We start from the raw sequence: 24,507 nt of genomic DNA on the forward strand, positions 1-24,507 counted from the left end.
ACCTCTTACTCGGTGCGCACCCTGCCTGGCTGAGCCGGTTGACGTGCAAGGTAGAATCGGCCAGGTGACTGAGCAAAATAATGAGCAATTAGTTGGTACCAACCGCGCCGATGCGCTGCCCAAGTCGTGGGAGCCGCAGGCCGTAGAGAAGGACCTCTATGAGGGCTGGGTAGAAAAGGGCTACTTCACGCCGGATGCGAATTCGGAGGCTGAGCCTTATTCCATCGTGCTGCCGCCGCCGAATGTGACCGGCCAGCTGCACATGGGCCACGCCCTAGACCACACGCTGATTGATTCCATTATCCGCCGCAAGCGCATGCAGGGCTACGCCACCCTGTGGCTGCCCGGTGCCGATCACGCCGGCATTGCCACCCAGACCAAGGTCGAGGCCAAGCTCAAGGAGACCGAGGGCAAGAAGCGCTGGGACTACGAGCGCGAAGAATTCATTGGCAAGGTCTGGGAATGGAAGGAGCAGTACGGCGGCACCATCCAGAACCAGATGCGCGCCATCGGTGACTCCGTGGACTGGTCCCGCGAGCGCTTCACCTTGGATGATGGCCTCTCCCGCGCCGTCCAGACCATCTTTAAGAACCTCTACGATGAAGGCATGATCTACCAGGCCAACCGCCTGGTGAACTGGTCGCCGGTGCTAGAGACCGCCGTCTCCGATATCGAGGTCGTGTACAAGGACGTCGAGGGCGAGCTGGTGTCCATCCGCTATGGCTCGCTCAATGACGATGAACCGCACCTCATCGTGGCCACCACCCGTGTGGAAACCATGCTGGGCGACGTCGCTATCGCCGTACACCCCGACGACGAGCGCTACGCCGACTTGGTGGGCAAGGAGCTGCCGCACCCGTTCCGCGATGACCTGACGCTCAAGATCATCGCCGATGATTACGTGGACATGGAATTCGGTACCGGCGCGGTGAAGATCACCCCGGCCCACGACCCGAATGACTACGCAATGGGCACCCGCCACAACCTGGAGATGCCCACGGTCATCGATACCACCGGCCACATTGCCAATACCGGCACCCGCTTCGACGGCCTGACCCGCGAGGAAGCCCGCGTGGAGATCCGCGAGGCGCTGCGCGAGCAGGGCCGCATTGTCAAGGAAATCCGCCCGTACGTCCACTCCGTGGGCCACTCGGAGCGCTCCGGCGAGCCCATCGAGCCGCGCCTGTCCCTGCAGTGGTTCGTGGACGTGGCCAAGATGGCCAAGGCCTCTGGTGATGCCGTGCGCGAGGGCGATACCACCCTGCACCCGCAGTCGCTCGAGCCGCGCTACTTCGAGTGGGTCGATGACATGCACGATTGGTGCATCTCCCGCCAGCTGTGGTGGGGCCACCGCATTCCTATCTGGTACGGGCCCGAAGGCGAGGACGGCCAGCGAGACATCGTCTGTGTCGGCCCTGATGAGGAGCCGCCGGCAGGATACGAGCAGGATCCGGACGTGCTGGATACCTGGTTCTCCTCCGCGCTGTGGCCATTTTCCACCCTGGGCTGGCCAGAAAAGACCCCGGATCTGGAGAAGTTCTATCCCACCAACGTGCTGGTCACCGCCTATGACATCTTGTTCTTCTGGGTGGCCCGCATGATGATGTTTGGCACCTTTGCCGGCAGCCACACCCCGGAGCTGTTGGGTGAGGGCACCGATGGTCGCCCGCAGGTTCCGTTCAAGGATCTGTACCTGCACGGCCTAGTCCGCGATGAGCAGGGCCGCAAGATGTCCAAGTCCTTGGGCAACGGCATTGACCCGATGGATTGGGTACGCGATTACGGTGCGGATGCCCTGCGATTTACCCTTGCCCGCGGCGCCAACCCTGGCGTGGACCTGCCGCTTGGCTCCGACGCCGCCGCGGCTGCCCGCAACTTTGCTACCAAGCTCTTTAACGCCACCAAGTTCGCGCTCATGAACGGCGCTGGAGTGGCCACGCTGCCGAACCGCGCGGAGCTTAGCGACGCCGACCGGTGGATCCTTGACCGCGCCGAAGAGGTCCGTGCCAAGGTGGATGACTACCTGGATGACTACCAGTTTGCTAAGGCCAACGAGCTGCTCTACCACTTCACCTGGGACGAGCTGTGTGACTGGTACTTGGAGATTGCCAAGACCCAGATCCCGCGCGATGGCGTAAGCGAGCAGGGCCGCAATACCCAGATCGTGTTGGGCCGCGTGCTTGACGTCGTCCTGCGCCTGCTGCACCCGACCATGCCATTCGTGACCGAGGTGCTGTGGAAGGCTCTGACCGGCGGCGAGTCCATCGTCGTTGCACCGTGGCCTACCGTTGCAGATACCAATGGTGGCGCCACCAAGGATGAGGTGGCCGCCCGCCGCATCGAGGACGCGGATAAGCTCATCACTGAGCTGCGCCGCTTCCGCTCCGACCAGGGCGTAAAGCCTTCTCAGAAGGTGCCGGGCCGCCTCGACTTCGCCGCAGCGGATCTCGCCGGCCAAGAGGAACTGGTGCGCAACCTGGCCAATACCACAGCCCCAGGCGAGGATTTCAATCCTTCCGCCTCCATCGAGGTGCGCCTTTCCCAGGCCACCGTGGAGGTCACCCTGGACACCCACGGCGCGGTGGACGTAGAAGCCGAGCGCAAGCGCCTGGAGAAGGACCTGGCCAAGGCCAATAAGGAACTGGAGCAGACCGGCAAGAAGCTGGGCAACGAGAACTTCTTGTCCAAGGCGCCGGAAGAAGTGGTCAATAAGATCAAGGAGCGCCAGCAGGTCGCCCGCGAAGAGGTCGAGCGCATCACCAGCCGTTTGGAGGGCCTGAAGTAGTGGCGGACAAGGACAAGGAGACTGAGGACTTCGAAATCGTCGATGCCCTCAAAGAAGGCACCGATGGTGGCCCGGTGGAAATCACCGAGTCCGGCCTGACGCTCAACTTGGGCATGGGCAGCGAGGACGAGTACAACGATGCCGCACCGCAAGAGGTGTCGGCCGAAGAGCTGCGCGCCCTCGCGGAGGTAGAAGACGAGCTCAACGAGCGCTGGCCGGAGACCAAGATTGAGCCTTCCCTCGACCGCATCGAGATGCTCATGGATCTGCTCGGCCACCCTGAGCGTTCCTTCGATGTCATCCACATTGCCGGCACCAACGGCAAGTCCTCCACCGCGCGCATGGTGGATTCGCTCCTGCGGGCCTTCCACCGCCGCGTCGGCCTGGTCACCAGCCCGCACCTGCAGCGCGTTACCGAGCGCATCGGCATCGATGGCCAGCCCATCCACCCGCGCGATTATGTGCGCATCTGGCACGAGATCAAGCCCTTTGTGGAGATGGTCGATGCCCAGTCGGACGTTCCCATGTCCAAGTTCGAGGTCCTCGTCGGCTTGTCCTATGCCGCGTTTGCCGACGCCCCCGTGGACGTCGCCGTCGTTGAAGTCGGCCTTGGCGGCCGATGGGATGCCACCAACGTGGTCAATGCGGACGTTTCCGTCATTACTCCGGTGGGCTTGGACCACACGGATTACCTGGGCGATACCCTCGCAGAGATTGCCGGTGAAAAGGCGGGCATTATCAAACCGCGTGAGGATGCCGATGACCCGCTGACCCCGAATGAAAATATCGTGGTCATCGCCGAACAGGACCCGGAAGCAATGCGGGTTATCCTGCAACAGGCCGTGGATGTGGAGGCGGGCGTGGCCCGCTCCGGTTCCGAGTTTGCCGCCCTCGAGTCCCGCATCGCTGTTGGCGGCCAGCAGGTCAATATCCAGGGCCTTGGCGGCCTGTACGAGGATATTTTCCTACCCCTGCACGGCGAGCACCAGGCCAAAAATGCCGCCGTGGCCCTTGCTGCGGTGGAGGCATTTTTCGGCGCCTCGGCCGGCCACCCGCTGGATGTTGCGACCGTGCGCAATGGTTTTGCCCAAGCGATTTCGCCCGGCCGCCTGGAGCGCGTGCGCACCTCGCCGACGACGTTTATTGATGCCGCCCATAACCCACATGGCGCCAAGGCCCTCGGTGCTGCACTGGACCGCGATTTCGACTTCGCCCGCCTCATCGGTGTGCTGTCCATCTTCGCGGACAAGGACGTTACCGGCATCCTTACCGCGCTAGAGCCTTACCTCACTGAGGTAGTCGTCACACAAAACTCCTCGCCGCGCGCCCTCGATGCCTACGACTTGGCAGAGACCGCCCGCGATATCTTTGGCGAGGAGCGCGTGCACGTAGCCGATAACCTGCCGGGCGCCTATGCCCAGGCCGTGGAGCTTGCGGAGGATGCCGAGGTCCAGTCCGGCTCCGGCATCATCATCACCGGCTCGGTCGTCACCGCTGGTGATGCCCGCGCGATGTTTGGAAAGGAACCTGCATGAGCCGCGACAATCACCACCCAGGCGGAGAGCGCCAACCTCGCCCGCCCCGACGCACCTGCGCCCGTGGCCGCGAGGAACAGGTCCCCGAAAGCGAGATCGGACCCCTCGGCATGGGCCAAGCCCCAGTCAAGGACCCGCTCAAAAGCTTCAACGGGATGGTCATTGCCAGCTCCCTGACCATGGAGGCGCTCGCCCTATCCTTCGCACTGCCGATGCTGTACAAGCTTTATGACGGCACCTTGTGGACCCCCTTTAACTACGGCTTTGTCATCGCCGCAGTGGTATTCCACCTCGTGATGATCGCGTTCATGAATAAGAAGTGGGCGCTGTCCGTCATTGTGTGGGCACAGCTGTTGTGCGTCATTGTGGGCTTTATGGTCCACTGGGCCGTGGCCGCCATCTTCATCATCTTTGGCATGGAGTGGCTGCTGGCCGTCTACCTGCGCAGCAACCTTATCGCCCGCATGAAGCGCGGATACCTCACCACGCAGCACCTCAACGAGAAATAGGCTCGATACCTCCGGCGGGTGGGGCAGACGCGATAGACTAGCGCCCATGCGCAATCTCTATCTCGTCCTTGCCGCACTCGCCTGCATCGCCGCGGTGGTAGCCCGCGCCGCTACGGGAACGCCATGGCTACCGCTAGTCGCCCTCATCATTGGTGGCGTTTTTCTGGTTTTGGCGCTGCGGAGCAACTTTGAGCCGGCCAAAGAAGCCACCTTTGAGGATTTGGATAAGGAGCAGCGCGCGGAGCTGCAACGACTGTTGGGCAATGGGCAGTTTGGCGCCGCAGTAGGCCAGGTACGCCTGTGGTTCAGGGGGACTTCGCAGGGGCGCGCTGAAGAGATAGTCAAGCAGCTCGCAGAGCATTAGACGCCAGATTTTTACCCCAACGGGATACCCCAGCGCGCGACGCATGCGTGCGGTTTCGGTACAGTGTGGGGCATGACTGAACGTACACTGATTCTCATCAAGCCGGACGGCGTAAAGAACGGCCACGTAGGCGAAATCATCTCCCGCATCGAGCGCAAGGGCCTGAAGCTGGCTGAGCTCGACCTGCGCGTTGCTGACCGCGAGACCGCGGAGAAGCACTACGAGGAGCACAAGGACAAGCCATTCTTCGGTGACCTCGTCGAGTTCATCACCTCCGCACCGCTTATCGCTGGTGTTGTTGAGGGCGAGCGCGCCATCGAGGCATGGCGTCAGCTGGCTGGCGGCACCGACCCAGTCTCCAAGGCCACCCCGGGCACCATCCGCGGCGACTTCGCTCTGACCGTTGGCGAGAACATCGTCCACGGCTCTGACTCCCCAGAGTCCGCTGAGCGCGAGATCGCTATCTGGTTCCCGAACCTCTAAACTTTTGCGCACTTAGCGCATCATTCAGCCCGAGCCTGTAGGCTCGGGCTTTATTTATTGCTTGATCCATAAGCCCAAGCGGAGAGCCGCATACCGAGTATCCGGCCCTACCTTGAATAAGTATTGAAACGGCAAAGCCGCAAATACGTAGAGAAGCAGAACTGGAGCAGGGGTTTTGTTTCGGGGCTGAAGGTGCTTAACGCGGCAGATCATTGCTGAGGATAATGCACGCGAGGTCATTCACATCTCAGACTAGGACTGGAGTTCTCCTAATCGAAGGAGAGTAACTGGCGCAGTGTTCGGAAGGCTTCCTTTTGCACTCGATGGGTAACGGTACGGCCCGATTGTTGCTTGATTAAGAGACCGGATTCCCTCAACTTGCCGAGGTGATGAGATACCGTCGGTTGGCTCAGGCCGGAAAGCGCGGTCAGCTCCGTAACACTCATCGGGCCGCAGCCCTCGTCGCACAATATGGATAGCAGGCGCAGGCGGGCTGGGTCAGCAAGTACTTTAAATTGCTGGGAAAAGCGGAGGGAGTCGCCTTGGCTGAGTGGGCCACTGCTCAGGGAACAGCACTGTGCATCTGGGGTGCTATCGGCATTGCTAGGGGAGGAGTCCATGCACACAGTATAAGGAGTCTGCCTCCCATTCCGTTATATTGACGAGTATCAATATGGGCGATTAAAGTACTGTTCGAAAGTTGAATTCCTCGGCGCACAAGGAGAGCCATGGCCGTTACGCAACGCCCAAAGTTGTCATTTCTCGATAGATTCCTTCCTGTGTGGATCATCATGGCCATGGCTGTGGGGCTATTGATAGGCCACTTCCTGCCAGGCATTGGAGAAGCACTGTCTGCTCTAGAGGTTGGCGGTATTTCTCTTCCAATCGCGCTGGGCCTGCTAGTTATGATGTATCCGCCCTTGGCTAAAGTTCGCTACGAAAAGACTCGAGACATTGCTGCCGATGGTCGCCTGATGGTGATATCTATCGTGCTGAACTGGGTGGTGGGGCCCGCGTTGATGTTTACCTTGGCGTGGATCTTTTTGGCAGACCAGCCGGAGTTGCGAACCGGCTTAATCATCGTCGGATTGGCGCGCTGCATCGCCATGGTCTTGGTATGGTCTGACCTTTCCTGCGCGGATCGAGAGGCCACCGCCGTTCTTGTCGCCATAAACTCTGTATTCCAGGTAGCCATGTTTGGCGTCATGGGTTGGTTCTACTTGCAAGTTCTACCTGGATGGCTAGGCCTAGACACCACCTCTGTTGAATTTTCTTTCTGGTCCATCGTCACTGCGGTTCTTGTGTTCCTAGGAGTACCCCTGCTGCTTGGTGTGCTCTCACGGGTGTGGGGAGAAAAGGTCAAAGGATGCGAATGGTTCGAAGACCGTTTTCTCCCGGCAGTCTCGCCTTTGGCGATGATTGGTTTGCTCTACACCATCGTGCTGCTGTTTTCACTGCAAGGCGAGCAGCTGGTAGCCCAGCCGACAGCCGTGGTGAGAGTGGCGATTCCACTGGTTATTTACTTCGTTGGAATGTTTTTCCTTGCCTTGGGCGTAGCAAAAGCCGGGGGAATGAACTACGCACAGTCTGCTTCCGTGGCTTTTACAGCAGCCGGAAATAACTTCGAGCTAGCCATTGCAGTTTCCATCGGCACCTTTGGCGCCGCGTCAGCACAGGCCCTCGCCGGCACCATCGGGCCACTGATTGAAATCCCAGTGCTCGTGGGCCTCGTTTATATAATGCTCTGGATAGGCCCGAAGCTCTTCCCAGGAGACAAAAGCTTGCCAAGTTAGCGCCGGCCCACTTGATACAGACAGCGAACCCCAGTCGGCGTGATGGTGATGGTCCACTTTGCGGGCGCGGTGCGCAGTCCCATGCGGCTCAGCTTCACCAGGTCCGCCTTTGCTAAAGCATCGAGCTGTTCGGATAGAGGGTCGAGGTCTACCTTCATGAACTTCGAGAGGGCAGTGGAATTAATCGTGTTTCCCTGCACCGCGCCGGCGGCGACGAGGGCGGTGAGGATGTCCGAGTGGGCGTCGGCAAGCTCCAAGCGAGCCTCCGTAACCCCGTCGAGCGGGTCTTTTTCAAGGATCTTGTTAATGCGGCGCCGGCCGATGCGGAAGGACTGGGAAAACATGCTCCAGATGCCCAACGGCAAGCCAAAGGCCCACCACGCGCCGGACAGCATCCCGGCAACGGGCGGGGCCAGCTCTACCTCTGGGAGCAGGTCGGCCGCGCTCAGTGGCGCCATGACCAATGGCGCAGCGATCGGGATAAACGGTGCGATATAGGCAATCGTGGGATAGTCACCATCACGGAATTCCTCTTGCGCAGCGTTGATGCCGCGTGGGTAATTGCGGATGAGGTGCACCAACCCCAGTACTGCAAAGACGGCAAAAACACCGGCTCCCATCAACATATAATCCACGCCCGTGTTGGCGAAGCCAATGGCAAAGCCGGCCGGTACGCCAAAGTAAAGTGCGGAGCGCACCGGGACTTCATTGCGCTGTCGGTACTGCGCGAGTTCGCGCGCGGGGATTCGTGCTAGTTCTGCCACCCCGCCAACATAACACCGCCTGCTAGCTTGGCCGCGGTTCTGTGACACAATGGGGGATAGCGCGTACGAGACGCGGCATAACTTCATATCCCACAAACTTTTATAGCGCGCACTATGCCTCGTGCGGCGGCGGTACGGTCTTCGGCCGTGCCTGCGCCCGAGGCCGCGCCAAATACAGACGATGTACAGGAGTAAGCCCAAACATGGTGGCACAGAACTCTCAAGAAACAACTGAAAGCCTCAAGGCAGCGGCGTCTTTGGCCCAGAACCTGGAGCGCAGCCAACTCAAGGACAAGACCCGCGTGTATTCCCTAGCCAAACAGCTGGGGCTTTCCTCGCGCGAGTTGGTGGCACAGCTTAAAGACATGGGCTTGAAAAAGAGCGCGCAAAGCTCCCTTTCCCGCGAGGAAGCAGGCCAGGTGCTCGATGCTGTGGCGAATGCCGCCGCGGTTGCCGACGCCCCCGCGGGCGATACCACTGAAGCGCCGGCTGAAGAGCCGGAGGAGAAGGCTGCCGCGCAACCGGAAGAAAACCCGGACGAGGAACCGGAAAAGAAGCCAGCGAAGAAGCGCGCCAAGCGCGCCCGCAAGGCCACCCGTAAATCCGCTGCACCAGCGCCCGAAGAGTCGGCAGATACCGCCGAGTCAGAGGAAGGGGAGCAGTCCACGGAAGACGAAGAACACCTGCGCCACCGCGTGCGCAAGAACGTGGATAATGAAATCTCCCAGATCGAAGACAAGGTAGAGGCATCGCTGGCCCAGGCCGCAGCCGAAACTGGCGCAGCCGCCGAGGAGCCAGAGGACGCTGAAGCGGAAGTATCCGAAGCGGCAGAACCCACGGATGAGGCGGACGAAGCACCGGCTAGCGCGCTCGATACCGGAACGGTTGATGCGGCGAAGTTGCACGAGGCGCTGGCCGAGGCCGGCGAGGACTTCGAGGATGACTACTACGCCCCGCACATCGTCCCGCGCGCGGAATCCGAGGAAGACTCTGGACACTATGACTTTGCGCCTATCTTCATGGCCCCGCAACAGGACGAGGCAGGGGCATTCGCACCGGCTGTAGATGCAGCGGAGGAGGACTTCTCTGCAGACGACTCCGCACGCGACGACGATGAGGGCGCTGCCGATTCCGCCGAAGATAGCCGCGAGCACTCCGGCTCCGGCTCCGACCGCGGTTCCGGAAAGTCTGAAGGCCGCCGCCGTGGGCGCCGCGGCGCATCCCGCGGACGCGGCGCGGGTTCGAAGCGTGAAGAGCAGGCAGACGAGCCCGAGCACATTGAAGAGCCGAAGGCCATCCGTGGCTCCACGCGCATTGAGGCTCAGAAGCGCCGCCGCGCGGAATTGCGCGAAAAGGGCCGCACCCGCCAGCACATCGTCTCCCAAGCGGAGTTCCTCGCCCGCCGCGAAGCCGTGGAGCGCACCATGGTGGTGCGCGATAAGGAGCGCGAGGACGGCGCCGGCATTATCACCCAGGTGGGCGTGTTAGAAGATGACCTGTTGGTCGAGCACTTCGTGACCACCGAGTCCCAGGCCTCGCTCATTGGCAATATCTACTTGGGCCGCGTTCAAAACGTGCTGCCGTCCATGGAGGCGGCCTTCGTGGACATTGGACAGGGCCGAAACGGCGTGCTCTACGCCGGTGAAATCGACTGGCGCAAGACCAAGCTGCACGGGCGTGCCCGCAAGGTAGAAAACGCCCTGAAATCCGGTGACCAAGTGCTGGTGCAGGTGGCTAAAGATCCCATCGGCCATAAGGGCGCGCGTCTGACCACCCAGATTTCCCTTGCTGGCCGCTACCTGGTCTACGTACCGGGCGGGCGCAGCGCCGGCATTTCCCGCAAGCTGCCTGCCCCAGAGCGCAAGCGCTTGAAGGATATCCTCGGCCGCGTGGTTCCAGGCGATGGTGGAGCGATCATCCGCACCGCCGCCGAAAACGTACCGGAAAAGGCAATCGCTACCGACGTCAACCGCCTGCACAGCCGGTGGGAGGACATCGTGGCACACGCTAAGAAGGAAAAGTCCTCCAAGGGCGCCAAGCCGGTGACCATGTATGAAGAGCCAAATATGCTCATCAAGGTGGTGCGCGATCTCTTCAACGAGGACTTCACCGAGCTCATCGTCGATGGCAAGCGCTCCTTCAATACCGTCCGCGCCTATGTAGATTCCATGGCGCCGGACCTTGCGGACCGCGTGGTGCGTTACCGCGCCAAGGACCACGGCGGGCAGGATGCCTTCGAGGCTTACCGCATTGATGAGCAGCTGCATAAGGCGCTCTCGCGCAAGGTATGGCTGCCCTCGGGCGGCACGCTGGTTATTGACCGCACCGAAGCCATGACTGTCATCGACGTCAATACCGGCAAATTCACTGGTTCCGGCGGCAACCTAGAGGAAACAGTTACCCGCAATAACCTCGAGGCGGCCGAAGAAATCGTGCGCCAGATGCGCCTGCGCGATCTCGGCGGCATGATCGTCGTGGACTTTATCGATATGGTCCTGCCAGAAAACCAGGATCTGGTGCTGCGCCGCCTAAAGGAAGCCTTGGGCCGCGATCGCACCCGCCACCAAGTATCCGAGGTTACGTCGTTGGGCTTGGTACAGATGACCCGCAAGCGCCTGGGTACCGGCCTAGTGGAGACCTTCTCCACCGAGTGCGAGTGCTGCAACGGCCGTGGCATCATCATTCACCAGTACCCGGTGGACGAGGCCGAGGACGATCAGCGCTCCAAGCATTCCGGCCGCAAGTCCAAGGCACACAAGAAGCACCACCACGATCCGCAGCAGCACCCGACTGCGGTGGCAATGCATAAGCACGAGCTTGACGACGCCCCCGAAAGCTCCTCCAAGCCCAAGCGCTTCAAGAAAACCCAAGCGCCGGTCTACGGTACCGAGAATGATGAGGCCGCACGGGAATCTGCCAAGACGTCGTTGGAAGACCTCGTAGCAAACGTCGTTGTGGACGAGCGCGGTCCGGCTCAGTCGCAGGCCGAATCGGAAGAGCACAGCGGAGACCACGACCGCAGCAAGGAGCGCGGACGTGGACGCGGTCGTCGCCGCGCGCGCAAGCGCACTCAGACTGAGGTTTCCGATATCGAGGCCATCGCGTATGCCGCGGCGGATAATGCGGCCGAGAGCGACGAGGTGCAGGAATTTAATTCCTATGTCCCCGATGCGGATACGGACGCGGACTCGGGTGCCGTTGCTCAGGCACACCCTGGTGCAGCGGCCCGCTCCAAGCGTGGCAAGAAGCCGCGCCGGGCGACGCGCCGGTCTAAGGCCACGCACACGGCTGCAGGCGGCGAGCAGAAGGCACTGGAAAAGGAAGCCGCTCCGGAGAAAATAGCTCCGGAGAAAGCAACTGGAAAGACCTATGACGAGGCAGTAGCCGAGTTTGAGGCTTCCCCGCGCCGCAAGCGCCGCACCCGCGGCAATTCGCGCTCCGATAGGCGCCCGCAGCCGCAGGATTTCGCGGTCGCCGGTGAGCAGGACTCTGCCGACGCCGACGGTAACGCTAGCGGGGCTGAAGCCCAGCACGGAGAGAAGACCTCGCGCGAAGAGCGCAAGGCTCGCGGGCGTGGCCGCCGTCGCTCAGTGCGCACCCAGCCGGCCAAGCGCCGGAGCACCTCGCGCGTGCCGCACGAGGTCAAGGAAAAGGCACAGGAGCACGGACACAAGCAGGCGGGCGGGTCCGCCGAGCAACGCCATGAAAAGGCCGCTGGCGCCGCGCGTGCGGGGCGCGCCGGTGGCAAGGGCCGTGGGCGTCGCCGTGCCGTGCGCCAGGCCGCTCCTAAAAAGGCGGTAGCAGAGAATCCGAAGGCAGCGAAGACCGCCCAAGGCCGTTCGACGCAGCAGGGTGGCTCGCCGGATCGTTCCGATGCTGGCCAGCGGGCGACCACGGGCGGTACCAAGGTGCTGCGCCGCGGAAAGAAGAGGGCGGTGCGCAAGAAGGGGGCGTCGGCAAGCGCCAAGGCCCCAAAGGCGCAGGATAATCCGACCCAGGAGCAGGCTTCCGCGAGCGGTGCGCACAAGGAAATGTCGCACGCAAAGTCTGGGCGTGACCGACGCCGCGTAGCACGGCGAAGCAAGTCTTAGGGCTACGCCACGCGGGCACAAAAAGCGTGGTTTGTATTTTGTGCCCGCTACGGGGTAGTCTTTGACAGTCGCTGTTTAGTACTCACGGCGCTGGATCAGTCCGACACTCACTTTGTGAGCTGTGCGGACATGTTCGCGCGGGAACTAAACGCAATGTGTAAGTGTCCATTCGGAACGCGGCCTCCCCGGTTGCTTCCGAGCGAGTTTAGATAAGGGGTAACCCTCTATGTACGCGATCGTCAAGACCGGCGGCAAGCAGTACAAGGTTGCTGAAGGTGACCTCGTCAAGGTCGAGAAGATCGAGGGTGAGCCAGGCTCTGCCGTAGCTCTCACCCCGGTTCTGCTCGTCGATGGCGCCGATGTTAAGTCCAAGGCTTCCGACTTGGAGAAGGTTTCTGTCTCCGCAGAAATCGTTGAGCAGGGTAAGGGCCCGAAGGTCGATATCCTGAAGTACAAGAACAAGACTGGTTACAAGAAGCGTCAGGGCCACCGTCAGCCTGTGACCACCTTGAAGATCACCGGTATCAAGTAAGCCTTAACCGGCTGTAATTATCCCTAAAGGAGGGAAAACCACATGGCACACAAGAAGGGTGCTTCCAGCTCCAGCAACGGTCGCGATTCCGAGTCCAAGCGTCTCGGTGTCAAGCGCTTCGGTGGTCAGCAGGTTAATGCCGGCGAGATCATCGTGCGTCAGCGCGGTACCAAGTTCCACCCAGGTGAGAACGTAGGCCGCGGCGGCGACGATACCCTGTTCGCGCTTGCAGCTGGCTCCGTTGAGTTCGGTATCAAGCGTGGCCGCCGTATGGTCAACATCGTTCCGGCTGAAGAGGTTGCTGCAGAGGCAACTGCCTAACTAAGGCCGCTGAGGTTAATCCTCGAGTCTGCCCCAGTGAGGGTGGCTCGAGGATTTTCTGGTTTTGTGGATACCGAAACGAGGCTCCACTCGGGTAATAGATACACCACGCTGGCGGACACAACCGATGGGATGGCCCACGAGGTAGGCCGTCTCTGTCAGCTGCGGTTGGAGTCCAGCCCAAGACACGCATTACACTGGCGGGGACAAAGATTTAACTAACGGAGGGTTTGACCATGGCACGTTTTATTGACCGCGTTGTCCTGCACCTGCAAGCAGGCGACGGTGGACACGGCTGTGTGTCTGTCCACCGCGAGAAGTTTAAGCCTTTGGGCGGCCCAGATGGCGGCAATGGTGGCCACGGTGGCGACATCATCCTCGAGGTTTCTGAACAAATCCATACGCTTATGGATTTCCACTACCGCCCGCATATTAAGGCGCAACGCGGCGGCAATGGCGCCGGCGATATGCGCAATGGTGGTCGCGGTGAAGACCTGATTTTGGAGGTCCCGGCTGGAACGGTGGTTCGCACCGAAAAGGGCGAAACCTTGGCGGACCTTACTGTTCCGGGAACGCGGTTTGTGGCTGCAGAAGGCGGGTTTGGCGGTCTGGGCAATGCCGCCTTGGCCTCAAAGAACCGCAAGGCACCGGGTTTCGCTCTACAGGGTGAGCCGGGTCAAGCACATGATCTGATCCTTGAGCTGAAATCTATGGCGGATGTAGGGCTGGTGGGCTTTCCATCGGCAGGTAAGTCATCCTTGATTTCGGTGCTGTCGGCCGCGAAACCCAAGATCGGTGATTATCCCTTTACTACGCTGCAGCCGAACCTTGGCGTGGTGGATATGGGAGATAGCTCCTTTACTATCGCAGACGTGCCGGGGCTTATCCCAGGCGCGGCCGATGGCAAGGGGCTCGGTCTAGACTTTTTGCGCCATATTGAACGCACAGCGGTGCTTGCCCATGTGGTGGATACCGCCACCATTGAGCCCGGCCGTGATCCGGTCTCTGATATTGAGGCGATGGAAAATGAGTTGGCAAAGTACCAGGAGGCTTTGCAGGAAGATACTGGTTTGGGGGATCTGCGTGAGCGCCCCCGCGTCATCATTTTGAATAAGGCAGATGTGCCTGAGGCCGAAGAGCTGGCGGAATTTGTCAAGGATGATCTGGAAGAGAAGTTTGGCTGGCCTGTCTTTATTATTTCGGCAGTCGCTCGCAAGGGTCTGGACCCGCTGAAGTTCCGGCTCATGGATATGGTGACCGAGCACCGCAAGGCCCAGCCGTTGCCAAAGAAGGATAAGAACCACACCGTTATCCATCCCAAGGCGCAGGGCCATAAGAAACATACCGGCGCGTTTGCTGATTTCACCGTGAAGCCTGATCCTGAGGTCGAGGGTGGCTTCATTGTTGAGGGCAAGAAGATTGATCGCTGGATTACCCAGACTGACTTTGAAAATGATGAGGCAGTGGGCTTCTTGGCAGACCGCCTGGCCAAGGCGGGCGTGGAAGACGAACTGCGCGAGCAGGGTGCAGTAGAGGGCTGCCCGGTAACCATCGGTGGCATCACCTTCGAGTGGGAGCCGATGACCGGCGGCGATCCAACGATGGCAAGCCGTGGCGAGGACGCCCGCCTGAAGGGCACGGGCCGTGTCTCCGCCGCGGAGCGTAAGCGCGCCTCCCAGGCGCGTCGCGGCCTTATCGATGAGTATGATTACGGCACCGATGAAGAGGTCACCCGCGAGGGCGCTAACCGCGATAGGTGGCAGGGCTAGTCCCCGGACCCCCTATTCTTGGGGTGTGCTGGAGGGTGGGCTTTGTAAACTCGGTTGGCATGTCTTCTGATGAACAGAAAGAACCCATCCTTCCGCTTCCGGTAGAGCCTTTTGACGGACCTACCGCTGATACCCCTTTCCCGGAGCCGCTCGATGAAAATCCGGTGGCGTCCGGTTTTGAATCGGATCTCCGCCACGACATCGCGCAGGCAAAGCGCGTGGTGGTCAAGATTGGTTCCTCTTCTCTCACGGATGAAAATTTCCGCGTTTCTCAAGAAAAGATCGATCACATCGTTGATGCCGTCCATGCGCGCATGGGCCGCTCCGATGTCATCATCGTGTCTTCCGGTGCGGTTGCCGCAGGTATGGGCCCGCTCGGCCTGCACCAGCGCCCCACCGATTTGGCTACTAAGCAGGCCTCCGCGTCCGTCGGCCAGGTGCACTTGGCCTCTGTGTGGGGCCAGTCCTTTGCACGCTATAAGCGCACCATCGGCCAGGTTCTTCTCACTGCCTCCGATACCGGCCACCGCGACCGTGCCCGCAATGCGCAGCGCACCATTGATCGCCTGCGTCAGCTGCGTACCATTCCTATCGTTAACGAGAATGACGCCGTGGCTACCTCGGAAATGCACTTCGGCGATAACGATCGTCTCTCCGCACTGGTGGCCAACCTGGTGGGCGCGGACGCGCTCTTCCTCTTCTCTGATGTACCTGGTTTGTACGATAAGAACCCCGCCGAGCCGGATGCCAAGTTCATCGATGAGGTACGCACCGGCAAGGACTTGAAGGGCGTTGTGGCTGGCGATGGCGGCAAGGTCGGCACTGGCGGAATGGCCACCAAGGTTTCCGCGGCCCGCCTGGCTACCCGCGGCGGCATCCCAGTGCTGCTGACCTCCACGGATAATATTGGCCCCGCGCTTGCCGACGCCTCCGTGGGCACCGTCTTCCACACCCGCGAGGAACGCCAGCTGTCTGCCTGGAAGTTCTGGGCTCTCTACTGCGCCGATACCGGCGGAGCAGTCCGCCTCGATGAAGGCGCCAAGGAGGCCGTCACCAAGGGCGGCACCTCGCTGCTCGCCGTTGGTATTACCGATGTGCAAGGCGAGTTCAACAAGGGAGAAATCATCGACATCCTGGGCCCGAATGGTGAGGTCATCGGCCGCGGTGAAGTGCGCTTCGATTCTGAGGAGCTGCACGCCATTAAGGGCAAGAAGATGGAAGAGCTTCCTGAGGAGCAGCGCCGTTCCGTCGTCCACGCGGATTATCTCTCCAATTTCGCCTCCCGCATCTAAACCCGAGTCCGAGATTCCCCGTATGGTTGGGGCATGAAGTATTTCATGGGACCGGAAACCTGGCAGCCGATGGTAGAAGACATCGATGCTGCCGGGCACCAACGCGTAAGCAGCATCGAGGACGCCGAGGTCTATATCAATAATGCGCCCAACCCGCGCCGCATCCCCGAGATGCCGGAGAATATCGGTTGGGTGCAGCACTGTTTTACCGGCGTCAATCAGCTCATTGATGCAGGCGTCATTACCCCAGACGGCGTGCCATGGTGCAACTCCGCCGGCGCCTTTGCCCAGCCAGTGGCCGAGTCCGCACTCGGGTTGGCGCTTTCCCAAGCGCACCACCACAAAGCCTTCGCCCAAGCCGCTACGTGGTCGGTGGCCAAGGAGCTGGATGAGTCCCAGGCCTGGCTCTATAACCAGCAAGGGCCGAAGGGGGTAGCGATCTTTGGCGCTGGGGGCATCGGCAAGCAGCTCATTAAGCTCCTGCGGCCCTTTGGCGTGCACATTACTGCGGTCAATCGCTCCGGCCGCGCGGTGGAAGGCGCCGATGAGGTGGTGCCCATGGATAAAGCCCAGCACGTGTGGGGCGAGGCGGATTTTATTTTCTGCATCCTCCCGGCGACCAAAGACACGGAGGGGCTTATCGATGCCGCCACTTTCCGCGCCATGAAGCCCTCCGCCATCTTCATCAACGTCGGCCGCGGCAGCACCGTAGTAACCGAGGACCTCGTGGAAGCCTTGCGTAGCGGTGAAATCGCCGGCGCCGGCTTGGAGGTTATGGATCCCGAGCCGCTGCCCGATGGGCACCCGCTTTATGACCTTCCCAATTGCACCATGACGCCGCACATGGCCGCCTCCGCGCACGTGGCGCAGTTTCACCTGGGCGCTATTTTCAACGCTAATGCCGCAGCGTGGGAGAGGGGAGAGGCCATGCCCACCCGCGTCGATGTGGAGGCTGGCTACTAATGAAGTACGCGATGCTGCCCACCCCGTGGGAGGAAACCCTGCAGGCCCTCGATGCCGCCGGGCACGAACGCGCCCCACTGGAGGAGGCCGAGGCCCTCATCTTCAACGGCGGTCCAGATGATTTCCCACAGCCCCTGCCGCCGAACGTGGGCTTGGTGCAGGTTCCTTTTGCCGGGGTGGACCATCTGCTCGAGGTCATGCGCGATACCACCGCTCGCTGGTCCAATGCGGCCGGGCTTTATGATGCCACCGTGGCCGAATCCACCATTGCGCTTCTACTCGCGCAGTTGCATGCGCATAAGCGCGTGGGCACGAGCTGGAATAACCGCGATGAGGTGGAGGCGCACACCAGCTTCCTTTTTGAGGACAAGACGGTTGCGGTGGTGGGTGCTGGGGGCATCGGCAAGCGGCTTATCCGCATGCTAGAGGGCTTTGGCCCGCGCATCATTGCGGTCAATCGCTCCGGCAATCCGGTGGAAGGCGCCGATGAAACCTTCGCCACGGCCGACATCGAGCGCGTGTGGCCGGCCGCCGATTGTTTCGTGGCGCTTGCGCCGCTCACGGACCAGACCCACCAGCTATTCGACGCCGCTGCCTTCCGCGCCATGCCCAGCCGCGCCGTGATTATCAACGTCGGCCGTGGACCGCTGGTGGATACCGACGCGCTTGTCAATGCCCTACGTGCCGGCCACATCGCCGGTGCTGGCCTGGATGTCACCGACCCCGAGCCGCTGCCCGATGGGCACCCACTGTGGGACATGCCCAACGTAGTCATCACCCCGCATCTGGCCAATCCGCCGTATTCGGTGCGCAGGCGTATCGGTGCGCATGCTGCAAAGGTCATGGAGCGCTTTGCCGCCGGTGAAGCAATCTCCACGGAAGTAGATATTGAAGCCGGCTACTGATGGATAGCCCCGGTAGCCGCGCTGACGATGGCCAGCTCAACCCCACCGCGGCTGAGGTCGCTGAAATGCGCCCGGCCTTTCGTTAGGCTGGTATGACATGAGCAACACTGAACGCGAAGAAGTTCTGTCCAAAGCCCGTGCTGCTAAGGACGTAGCGCCCGTCGTAGCGCAGCTGTCCACGCCGCGCAAGAACGAGATCTTGCAGCGCGCAGCCGAAAACCTTATCGCCCACACCGAGGATATCCTCGCCGCTAATAAGCAAGATATCGAAGCTGGCCGCGAGCGCGGCATGTCCGAGTCCCTCATTGACCGCCTATCCCTCGACGCCGCCCGCGTGGAGGGTATTGCTGGCGGCCTGCGCCAGGTTGCCGGCCTCCAGGACCCGGTAGGGGAGATCCTGCAGGGCCGCACCATGGACAACGGCATCCAGATGAAGCAGGTGCGCGTCCCGCTCGGTGTGATGGGCATGGTCTATGAGGCCCGCCCGAACGTCACCGTGGACGCCTTTGGTTTGGCCATCAAGTCCGGCAACGTGCCGCTGCTGCGCGGTTCCAAGTCTGCCCGCAACTCCAATGCTAAGCTGGTAGAAATCCTGCAGGATACCCTCGCCGAGTTCGATCTACCGCGCGAGGCCGTGCAGCTCCTGCCGTGCGAGACCCACGATTCCGTCCAAGACCTCATCACCGCTCGTGGCCTGGTGGACCTGGTCATTCCGCGTGGTGGCGCCAAGCTTATTGAAGCCGTGGTCACCGGCGCCACCGTCCCGGCCATCGAGACCGGCACCGGCAACTGCCACTTCTATGTGGATGCCTCTGCGGACCTGGACAAGGCTATCGACATGGTCATCAACGGCAAGACCCGCCGCACCTCCGTATGCAACTCCACGGAGTGCGTGCTTATCGACGCCGCCTTGGACGACTCCGCCAAGCTCCGCATCATCACCGCGCTGCAGGAGGCGGGCGTGACCATCCACGGCGACGTCGCTGGGCTCGAGGCCTTCGGCGTCAAGGATGCCGTGCAGGCCACCGAAGAGGACTGGCGCGAGGAGTCGCTGTCCATGGATATCTGCGCCAAGGTGGTCGACGGTGTCGACGGTGCCATTGCCCACATCGCCGAATTCACCACTGGCCACACCGAGGCCATCGCCGCGCAGGACGCCGATGTCCTAGTGAAGTTCGGCAACGAGGTGGATGCCGCCGCAGTCATGCTCAACGCCTCTACCGCCTTTACCGATGGCGAGGTCTACGGCATGGGTGCGGAAATCGGCATTTCCACCCAGAAGCTGCATGCCCGCGGCCCGATGGCACTTCCGGAGCTGACCTCTACCAAGTGGATCCTGCAGGGTACCGGTCAGACCCGCCCCTAGTAGTGCGACTATAATCACCACCCATGACTAGCCCACAGCGCATCGGCATCATGGGTGGCACTTTTGATCCCATCCACAATGGCCACTTGGTAGCGGCCAGCGAGGCTGCACACCGGTTTGCCCTCGATACCGTCGTCTTTGTTCCCACCGGCCAGCCGTGGCAAAAGTCCCACCGCGACGTCACCGCGGCCGAGCACCGCTACTTGATGACGATGGTGGCCACCGCATCCAACCCGCGCTTTACCGTCTCGCGCGTAGACATTGACCGCGAGGGGCCTACCTATACCATCGATACGCTGCGCGACCTGCGCGAACTCTTCCCGGAGGCGGAGTTTTATTTCATTACCGGTGCCGATTCGCTGGCATCCATCATGAGCTGGCATAACTGGGAAGAGATGCTGGAGATGGCGCACTTTGTGGGCGTTACCCGCCCCGGCTATGAGCTAAGCGCCGATATGCTGCCCTCCGATGCGCAGGAGGATATCGATCTTATTGACATTCCCGCGATGGCTATCTCTTCTACCGCTTGCCGCGAACGCGCCGCTCAAGGCCAGCCCGTGTGGTACCTCGTTCCGGATGGGGTGGTGCAGTACATCACCAAGAATAATCTCTACGGGCCCAACCCAGATAAGCCTTTGTAGAAACTTCCGCGGCCTTCCCAAGATTTTGGGCACGGGCCTGCTAAACGTGCAAGAATAGACTCTCAATAGAGATAGTTCATACCGAATATACTCAGACGCGAAAAGGGAATTTTTACACATTGTCTACTTCTGATCTCGCCCGCCGCATGGCAGAAACCGCGGCCCACGCCGCGCAAGAAAAGCTGGCCACCAATATCGCGGCCATTGATGTCTCCGATGTCCTCGCTATCACCGAGGTATTCGTGCTCGCTTCTGCAGACAACGAGCGTCAGGTCGGCTCCATCGTGGATGAAGTCGAAGACGAAATGACCAAGCAAGGCTTCGAGCCGCAGCGCCGCGAAGGCAACCGCGAGAACCGTTGGGTGCTACTGGATTATGGCAATATCGTCGTCCACGTTCAGCGCAATGACCAGCGCGAGTTCTACGGCCTAGACCGCTTGTACCACGATTGCCCAGCACTGGAGATCGAGGGCATCGAGGCCCCAGAGCGCCCGGGCGAATGGACCCATGGCGTCAACCCGCGCGAAGTTGATTCCATCGACGAGCTCCCCCTGGCCGATAAGGTCCCTGGTGAGGACGAGGAGCTTTAAACCCGCATGAGCCGCCGCCTGATCCTGATCCGCCACGGACAAACTACCTATAACGCCACCGGTCGCATGCAGGGCCACTTGGACACCGAGCTGTCCGAGCTGGGCTATGAGCAGGCCCGCGCCGCCGGGCGCCTGCTGCAGGATCAGGGCGTGTCTAAAATCGTCGCCTCCGATCTCCTCCGCGCGCGCGAAACCGCCCGCGTCGTCGCCGAGGCCCTCGGCGTGGAATTCACCACGGATGCCCGCCTGCGCGAGACACACCTAGGCCAGTGGCAGGGCAGAACCTCCGCCGAAGTAGATACCGAGTTCCCAGGCGCGCGTGCCATCTGGCGCCACGACCCCACCTGGGCGCCGCCGCAGGGCGAATCCCGCGTAGATGTGGCCGAGCGTGCCCGGCCCGTCGTCGATGAGCTCATGGCAGACTTCGCCGGCTGGGACCACGGCCCCGTCCTCATCGTGGCCCATGGCGGCGCCATCTCAGCGCTGACCTGCCACCTGCTGGGCCTCGACCACGCGCAGTACGGCATCCTTTCCGGACTGAAAAATACCCACTGGTCGCAGCTGACCGCCCGCCCGGACTTTAACCCGGAAACGCCGCTGTCCTCCCTGGAGTTCACCCCAGACAATGTGGGCAGCGCCCAGTGGTATTTCGACGGCTGGAATATGGGCGGCGAGGTCACCGGGGACGGCGGGGCGGATATCTAGTGACGGTTCGCGTCATTACGGATTCCTCCGCGGGCCTGCCGCCGGAGCTGGCGGAGCAGCTATCCATCACCGTCATTGACCTGCACCTTATGGAAAGCCACGGCAAGGATGGCCTGGAGCGCTCCACCTCGGGGCTGAGCGCGCTGGAGCTGGCCGCCGCCTACGGCCGCGAAATGGAGCGCGCCCAGGATGACGGCGTGGTGGCCATTCACCTGTCTAAAGAGCTATCTTCTACCTATTCCGCGGCGGTATCCGCCTCCGGCGTCTTTCCGCACACGGTGCGGGTTATTGACTCCGGCTCGGCCGGCATGGCCATGGGCGCGGCCGCCATGTCCGCGGCTAAGCTCGCCTCCCGCGGCGCCAGCTTGGACGAGTGCTACGCCGCGGCCGTCGATACCCTCAAGCGCGCGTCTACCTGGGTCTACCTGCATTCCACGGAGGACCTGCGCCGCTCCGGCCGCCTTTCCCCGGCCACGGCCGTGCTGTCTACGGCGCTGTTGGCCACCAAGCCGATTATGTCGATTACCCGCGGCAAGCTGGAGCTGGTGGGCAAGACCCGCACCCAGACCAAGGCTTTTACCAAGCTGGTGGACCTCATCGCCTCCCGCGCGGACGGCGAGCCGGCCTTCGTCGCCATCCAGCATAACCAGGCCGAAGATGCGGCTGCCAAGCTGGAGGCGCTCCTTGAAGCCGCGTTGCCGCAGGGGTCGTCCTTCATCTGCACTCCGCTTAACGACGTCCTCTCTGTCCACGCCGGCCCCTCCGCCATCGGCGTCTCCGCCGTGTTTAGCTCCGAGCCTCCCGCGGAACCAGCACATCCTCACACACGTGGTCGACCCCGCGCCTTCCCGCCGCGCCGATCTGTGGATAACTAGCCCCACCGCGCCGGGTTCGTTGACGCCCACAACAAGTTATCCACAGGCTACCTTCGCTCGACCTACCGCTTAATTGCGCCTGCGCTTAGCCTCAGCGCCATGGCGGCACCCAAGAATCAGCGAACGACTCCGCGAATTTACCCAACCCACCGGCGAGGAAGAGCTCCTCGCCGTCGATTACCCGCGCCCGCGACTGCGCATCAGCCCCTGGCAGGCCTGCGCCGTGGCGGTCATTCTCGTTATCGGCGTGGTGGTCTGGCTCGGCATCAATGCACGCTCCGAAGAATCTTCCGGCATGCCCGAGCCTGCAGCATTAAGCGAGGCCCCTAGCGAGGAACCCAGCGAAATCATCGTCTCGGTCATCGGCGAAGTTACAGAACCCGGACTGAAAACACTCGAGCCCGGCGCGCGTGTGGCCGATGCCCTCGCCGCCGCCCAGCCGCTACCAGGTGCCGAGACCATGGCGCTCAACCATGCGCAGCGGCTTTCCGACGGCCAACAACTCCACATCCTGCCCTCCGGCGCCGCCCCAGCTCCCGCACCCGGCGAACCTACCCCAGCCGGGGACAACCCCAGCAGTCCCGGTGGCAGCGCTAGCGGCAGCGGCGTGAGCCTCAATAGCGCCACCGCCGAGGAGCTCACCGAACTCAAGGGCGTCGGCGAGGTGACCGCGCAGGCCATCGTGGCCTACCGCGAGGAGCACGGCGGTTTCAAGGATGTAGAAGAGCTCCTCGAGGTCTCCGGCATCGGCCCGGCGAAGCTGGCGCAGCTCAAAGACCAGGTCCAGCTCTAACCCGAGCTCGAGCGTGCGATGCGAGAACTGCGGCTCGTCCCCGGCGCGGCCACCGCTTGGCTGGCCGTCATCGCCGTGCTGCTCGCCGGCCGCGGCTGGGCCATCGCACTCATCGCGGTCGTCGTCGCGCTGTGCCTCATTGCCCGTCAATGGGGCCAAGCGCTCTTTTGCGGGGCGGTCGCTGGGGGTGCGGCGCTCGTCGCCGCGGTGCGCCAGGCTCGCGCCGCCGCCTTCGACCTCGGCAGCGAAGTCACCGGGCGCCTTGTCACTGCACCAACGCAGACCAGTACGGGCGGCTGGCTGCTCAAGCTCAAGGTTCCGGGATACCCGACCCAGCTGCCGGTCTTTAGCCCAGAACCAGTCCCAGCGGCCGCTGGCGCCGAGGTTACGGCCAGGGTAAGGGTAGGGGAGTCGGATAGGGCGGGCGTCGGAAAGCTTAGCGCCAATGCCACCGACGTGCAGGTAACCGCCGAACCCGAAGGCCTGGCCGGCTGGGCGGCCGAGGTGGCCGAGAATTTCCGCGCGCTGGTCCTCGATACCGTCGGTCCTTCCAGCCAGGGCCTTATCCCCGGCATGGTACTCGGCGATACCGCGCTGCAAGATACCGCCGAGCGTGACCTGTATATCGCCACCGGGCTCTCCCACTTGAGTGCTGTATCCGGCGCCAATGTGGCCATAGTCTGCTCCGCCGCGGCCGTGGTCTGCGCCGCCTTCGCGCTCGGGCCCCGCGCCCGCGTGGCCGCTTCCCTGTGCGCCCTTGCCACCTATGTTCTGCTTGTGGGCTTCGAACCCTCCGTCCAGCGCGCGGCCGTCGCCGGGGTAGTGGGGCTGCTTGCTGTGCTCAATTCCACCCGCATGGAGCCCATCCATGCTCTCAGTCTCGGCATCATTGCGCTGCTTTTTGTGGATTCCGACCTCGCCGTGCACTTTGGTTTTGCCCTATCGTGCGCCGCGACGCTCGGCATAGTGGCGCTGAGCCCGCTCATCTACAAGCACTTGGCCGTGACCGGCTGGCCCGCCATCTTCCTGCGCGCGGTCGCTGTGGCCATCGCCGCCGATATCGTCACCCTTCCGCTGGTAGCACTCATGTCCGGTGAGGTCTCCGTGGTCTCCGTGCTGGCCAATATCCTCGTCGAGCCCGCCACCGTGCCGATTACCATCGTGGGGCTTATCGCCGCCATCTTTGCCCAGCTCGGCCCGCTCGACGTGCTGGGCGCGGGCTTGCTGCGCCTCATTGAGCCCTTCTCGTGGTGGATTAATACCATCGCCCACGGCGTGGCCCACCTACCCGTGGTCACCATCCCTGCCAACCCGCTTTTTACGCTGCTTGCCTACGCCTGGATCATCGCCGGCCTCCTCTATCACCGCCCGTGGCTCACCTTGGCGCTGACGCTGGCGGGCATCGCCTGGCTCGGCCTGGCCGCAAGCTAG

At 62.1% G+C, this 24,507-nt stretch carries 22 protein-coding genes; 20 read left to right on the top strand and 2 right to left on the bottom strand.

The window, feature by feature from the left end:
* Positions 1-64 precede the first annotated feature (64 nt).
* The 5 genes from ACKFRY_RS05390 (at position 65) to ndk (ending at position 5,676) form a co-directional block, all read left to right on the top strand.
* A complete protein-coding gene (locus tag ACKFRY_RS05390; RefSeq protein WP_408923341.1) occupies positions 65-2,785 on the top strand; it encodes a valine--tRNA ligase in 2,721 nt (906 codons plus the stop codon).
* A complete protein-coding gene (gene folC / locus ACKFRY_RS05395; RefSeq protein WP_408923342.1) occupies positions 2,785-4,320 on the top strand; it encodes a bifunctional tetrahydrofolate synthase/dihydrofolate synthase in 1,536 nt (511 codons plus the stop codon). Before ACKFRY_RS05390 ends, folC begins: the two co-directional genes overlap by 1 nt.
* Positions 4,317-4,829: a DUF4233 domain-containing protein gene (locus tag ACKFRY_RS05400; RefSeq protein ID WP_408923343.1), complete on the top strand. Its 513-nt coding sequence runs from the start codon at positions 4,317-4,319 to the stop codon at positions 4,827-4,829. The genes folC and ACKFRY_RS05400 overlap by 4 nt, the downstream gene beginning before the upstream one ends.
* A gap of 46 nt (positions 4,830-4,875) precedes the next feature.
* Positions 4,876-5,193 carry a hypothetical protein gene (locus tag ACKFRY_RS05405; RefSeq protein WP_250412467.1) on the top strand — a complete coding sequence of 106 codons (318 nt, stop codon included), beginning with the start codon at positions 4,876-4,878 and terminating at the stop codon, positions 5,191-5,193.
* A 72-nt stretch (positions 5,194-5,265) separates the two neighbouring features.
* A complete protein-coding gene (gene ndk, locus ACKFRY_RS05410; protein WP_005324068.1) occupies positions 5,266-5,676 on the top strand; it encodes a nucleoside-diphosphate kinase in 411 nt (136 codons plus the stop codon).
* Positions 5,677-5,945: 269 nt separating this feature from the next.
* Here the strand turns inward: ndk and ACKFRY_RS05415 are convergent, their stop codons facing one another.
* Positions 5,946-6,296: a metalloregulator ArsR/SmtB family transcription factor gene (locus ACKFRY_RS05415; RefSeq protein ID WP_040425217.1), complete on the bottom strand. Its 351-nt coding sequence runs from the start codon at positions 6,294-6,296 to the stop codon at positions 5,946-5,948.
* 108 nt (positions 6,297-6,404) lie between these two features.
* On the opposite strand from ACKFRY_RS05415, the gene arsB reads away from it, so the two are divergent.
* Entirely contained in the window at positions 6,405-7,469 is a 1,065-nt protein-coding gene (gene arsB, locus ACKFRY_RS05420; RefSeq protein WP_408923344.1) for an ACR3 family arsenite efflux transporter, read from the top strand.
* Here arsB and ACKFRY_RS05425 read toward each other — a convergent pair.
* Positions 7,466-8,233, bottom strand: coding sequence for a hypothetical protein (locus ACKFRY_RS05425; protein WP_408923345.1), 768 nt, complete (start codon positions 8,231-8,233; stop codon positions 7,466-7,468). The two genes, arsB and ACKFRY_RS05425, sit on opposite strands and share 4 nt — an antisense overlap.
* Positions 8,234-8,436: 203 nt before the next feature.
* Between ACKFRY_RS05425 and ACKFRY_RS05430 the strand changes: the two genes are divergently transcribed.
* The 14 genes from ACKFRY_RS05430 (at position 8,437) to ACKFRY_RS05495 (ending at position 24,507) form a co-directional block, all read left to right on the top strand.
* Positions 8,437-12,324 (top strand): translation initiation factor IF-2 N-terminal domain-containing protein, encoded by a 3,888-nt coding sequence (locus tag ACKFRY_RS05430; protein WP_408923346.1) that lies wholly within the window; start codon positions 8,437-8,439, stop codon positions 12,322-12,324.
* 226 nt (positions 12,325-12,550) lie between these two features.
* Entirely contained in the window at positions 12,551-12,856 is a 306-nt protein-coding gene (gene rplU, locus ACKFRY_RS05435; protein WP_005324077.1) for a 50S ribosomal protein L21, read from the top strand.
* A 42-nt stretch (positions 12,857-12,898) separates the two neighbouring features.
* The gene (gene rpmA, locus ACKFRY_RS05440; protein ID WP_005324079.1) at positions 12,899-13,177 is read left to right on the top strand and encodes a 50S ribosomal protein L27; all 279 of its coding nucleotides are present in this window, start codon (positions 12,899-12,901) and stop codon (positions 13,175-13,177) included.
* Positions 13,178-13,413: 236 nt separating this feature from the next.
* On the top strand, positions 13,414-14,946 hold the full coding sequence (obgE, locus tag ACKFRY_RS05445) for a GTPase ObgE (protein ID WP_408923347.1): 1,533 nt from the start codon (positions 13,414-13,416) through the stop codon (positions 14,944-14,946).
* Positions 14,947-15,005: 59 nt separating this feature from the next.
* A complete protein-coding gene (proB, locus tag ACKFRY_RS05450; RefSeq protein WP_408923348.1) occupies positions 15,006-16,238 on the top strand; it encodes a glutamate 5-kinase in 1,233 nt (410 codons plus the stop codon).
* Positions 16,239-16,271: 33 nt separating this feature from the next.
* A complete protein-coding gene (locus ACKFRY_RS05455) occupies positions 16,272-17,201 on the top strand; it encodes a D-isomer specific 2-hydroxyacid dehydrogenase family protein (protein WP_302258512.1) in 930 nt (309 codons plus the stop codon).
* Positions 17,201-18,106 carry a D-isomer specific 2-hydroxyacid dehydrogenase family protein gene (locus ACKFRY_RS05460; RefSeq protein ID WP_408923349.1) on the top strand — a complete coding sequence of 302 codons (906 nt, stop codon included), beginning with the start codon at positions 17,201-17,203 and terminating at the stop codon, positions 18,104-18,106. Before ACKFRY_RS05455 ends, ACKFRY_RS05460 begins: the two co-directional genes overlap by 1 nt.
* A 97-nt stretch (positions 18,107-18,203) precedes the next feature.
* A complete protein-coding gene (locus ACKFRY_RS05465; protein ID WP_408923350.1) occupies positions 18,204-19,472 on the top strand; it encodes a glutamate-5-semialdehyde dehydrogenase in 1,269 nt (422 codons plus the stop codon).
* Positions 19,473-19,495: 23 nt separating this feature from the next.
* On the top strand, positions 19,496-20,113 hold the full coding sequence (nadD, locus tag ACKFRY_RS05470; RefSeq protein ID WP_179386870.1) for a nicotinate-nucleotide adenylyltransferase: 618 nt from the start codon (positions 19,496-19,498) through the stop codon (positions 20,111-20,113).
* Between the two features lie 146 nt (positions 20,114-20,259).
* Complete coding sequence (rsfS, locus tag ACKFRY_RS05475) at positions 20,260-20,703, top strand: ribosome silencing factor (RefSeq protein WP_250410221.1); 444 nt, start codon at positions 20,260-20,262, stop codon at positions 20,701-20,703.
* A 6-nt stretch (positions 20,704-20,709) separates the two neighbouring features.
* Positions 20,710-21,408, top strand: coding sequence for a histidine phosphatase family protein (locus ACKFRY_RS05480; protein ID WP_250410105.1), 699 nt, complete (start codon positions 20,710-20,712; stop codon positions 21,406-21,408).
* Positions 21,408-22,283 (top strand): DegV family protein, encoded by an 876-nt coding sequence (locus tag ACKFRY_RS05485; RefSeq protein WP_408923351.1) that lies wholly within the window; start codon positions 21,408-21,410, stop codon positions 22,281-22,283. The genes ACKFRY_RS05480 and ACKFRY_RS05485 overlap by 1 nt, the downstream gene beginning before the upstream one ends.
* 73 nt (positions 22,284-22,356) lie before the next feature.
* Complete coding sequence (locus tag ACKFRY_RS05490; RefSeq protein WP_408923352.1) at positions 22,357-23,076, top strand: ComEA family DNA-binding protein; 720 nt, start codon at positions 22,357-22,359, stop codon at positions 23,074-23,076.
* A gap of 18 nt (positions 23,077-23,094) precedes the next feature.
* Positions 23,095-24,507 carry a ComEC/Rec2 family competence protein gene (locus tag ACKFRY_RS05495; protein ID WP_408923353.1) on the top strand — a complete coding sequence of 471 codons (1,413 nt, stop codon included), beginning with the start codon at positions 23,095-23,097 and terminating at the stop codon, positions 24,505-24,507.

It is taken from the genome of Corynebacterium tuberculostearicum, from assembly GCF_046097255.1.
GTDB classification, from domain to species: Bacteria; Actinomycetota; Actinomycetes; order Mycobacteriales; family Mycobacteriaceae; genus Corynebacterium; species Corynebacterium tuberculostearicum_J.

Excerpts from the sequence above, each read along its gene's own strand:
- ACKFRY_RS05465 (WP_408923350.1), top strand. The coding sequence starts at position 18,204 with ATGAGCAACACTGAACGCGAAGAAGTTCTGTCCAAAGCCCGTGCTGCT.
- ACKFRY_RS05400 (WP_408923343.1), top strand. The coding sequence starts at position 4,317 with ATGAGCCGCGACAATCACCACCCAGGCGGAGAGCGCCAACCTCGCCCG.
- obgE (WP_408923347.1), top strand. The coding sequence starts at position 13,414 with ATGGCACGTTTTATTGACCGCGTTGTCCTGCACCTGCAAGCAGGCGAC.
- rsfS (WP_250410221.1), top strand. The coding sequence starts at position 20,260 with ATGGCAGAAACCGCGGCCCACGCCGCGCAAGAAAAGCTGGCCACCAAT.
- ACKFRY_RS05460 (WP_408923349.1), top strand. The coding sequence starts at position 17,201 with ATGAAGTACGCGATGCTGCCCACCCCGTGGGAGGAAACCCTGCAGGCC.
- ACKFRY_RS05405 (WP_250412467.1), top strand. The coding sequence starts at position 4,876 with ATGCGCAATCTCTATCTCGTCCTTGCCGCACTCGCCTGCATCGCCGCG.
- ACKFRY_RS05415 (WP_040425217.1), bottom strand. The coding sequence starts at position 6,296 with ATGGACTCCTCCCCTAGCAATGCCGATAGCACCCCAGATGCACAGTGC.
- ndk (WP_005324068.1), top strand. The coding sequence starts at position 5,266 with ATGACTGAACGTACACTGATTCTCATCAAGCCGGACGGCGTAAAGAAC.
- nadD (WP_179386870.1), top strand. The coding sequence starts at position 19,496 with ATGACTAGCCCACAGCGCATCGGCATCATGGGTGGCACTTTTGATCCC.
- ACKFRY_RS05480 (WP_250410105.1), top strand. The coding sequence starts at position 20,710 with ATGAGCCGCCGCCTGATCCTGATCCGCCACGGACAAACTACCTATAAC.
- arsB (WP_408923344.1), top strand. The coding sequence starts at position 6,405 with ATGGCCGTTACGCAACGCCCAAAGTTGTCATTTCTCGATAGATTCCTT.
- ACKFRY_RS05495 (WP_408923353.1), top strand. The coding sequence starts at position 23,095 with ATGCGAGAACTGCGGCTCGTCCCCGGCGCGGCCACCGCTTGGCTGGCC.
- rpmA (WP_005324079.1), top strand. The coding sequence starts at position 12,899 with ATGGCACACAAGAAGGGTGCTTCCAGCTCCAGCAACGGTCGCGATTCC.
- proB (WP_408923348.1), top strand. The coding sequence starts at position 15,006 with ATGTCTTCTGATGAACAGAAAGAACCCATCCTTCCGCTTCCGGTAGAG.
- ACKFRY_RS05430 (WP_408923346.1), top strand. The coding sequence starts at position 8,437 with ATGGTGGCACAGAACTCTCAAGAAACAACTGAAAGCCTCAAGGCAGCG.
- rplU (WP_005324077.1), top strand. The coding sequence starts at position 12,551 with ATGTACGCGATCGTCAAGACCGGCGGCAAGCAGTACAAGGTTGCTGAA.
- ACKFRY_RS05455 (WP_302258512.1), top strand. The coding sequence starts at position 16,272 with ATGAAGTATTTCATGGGACCGGAAACCTGGCAGCCGATGGTAGAAGAC.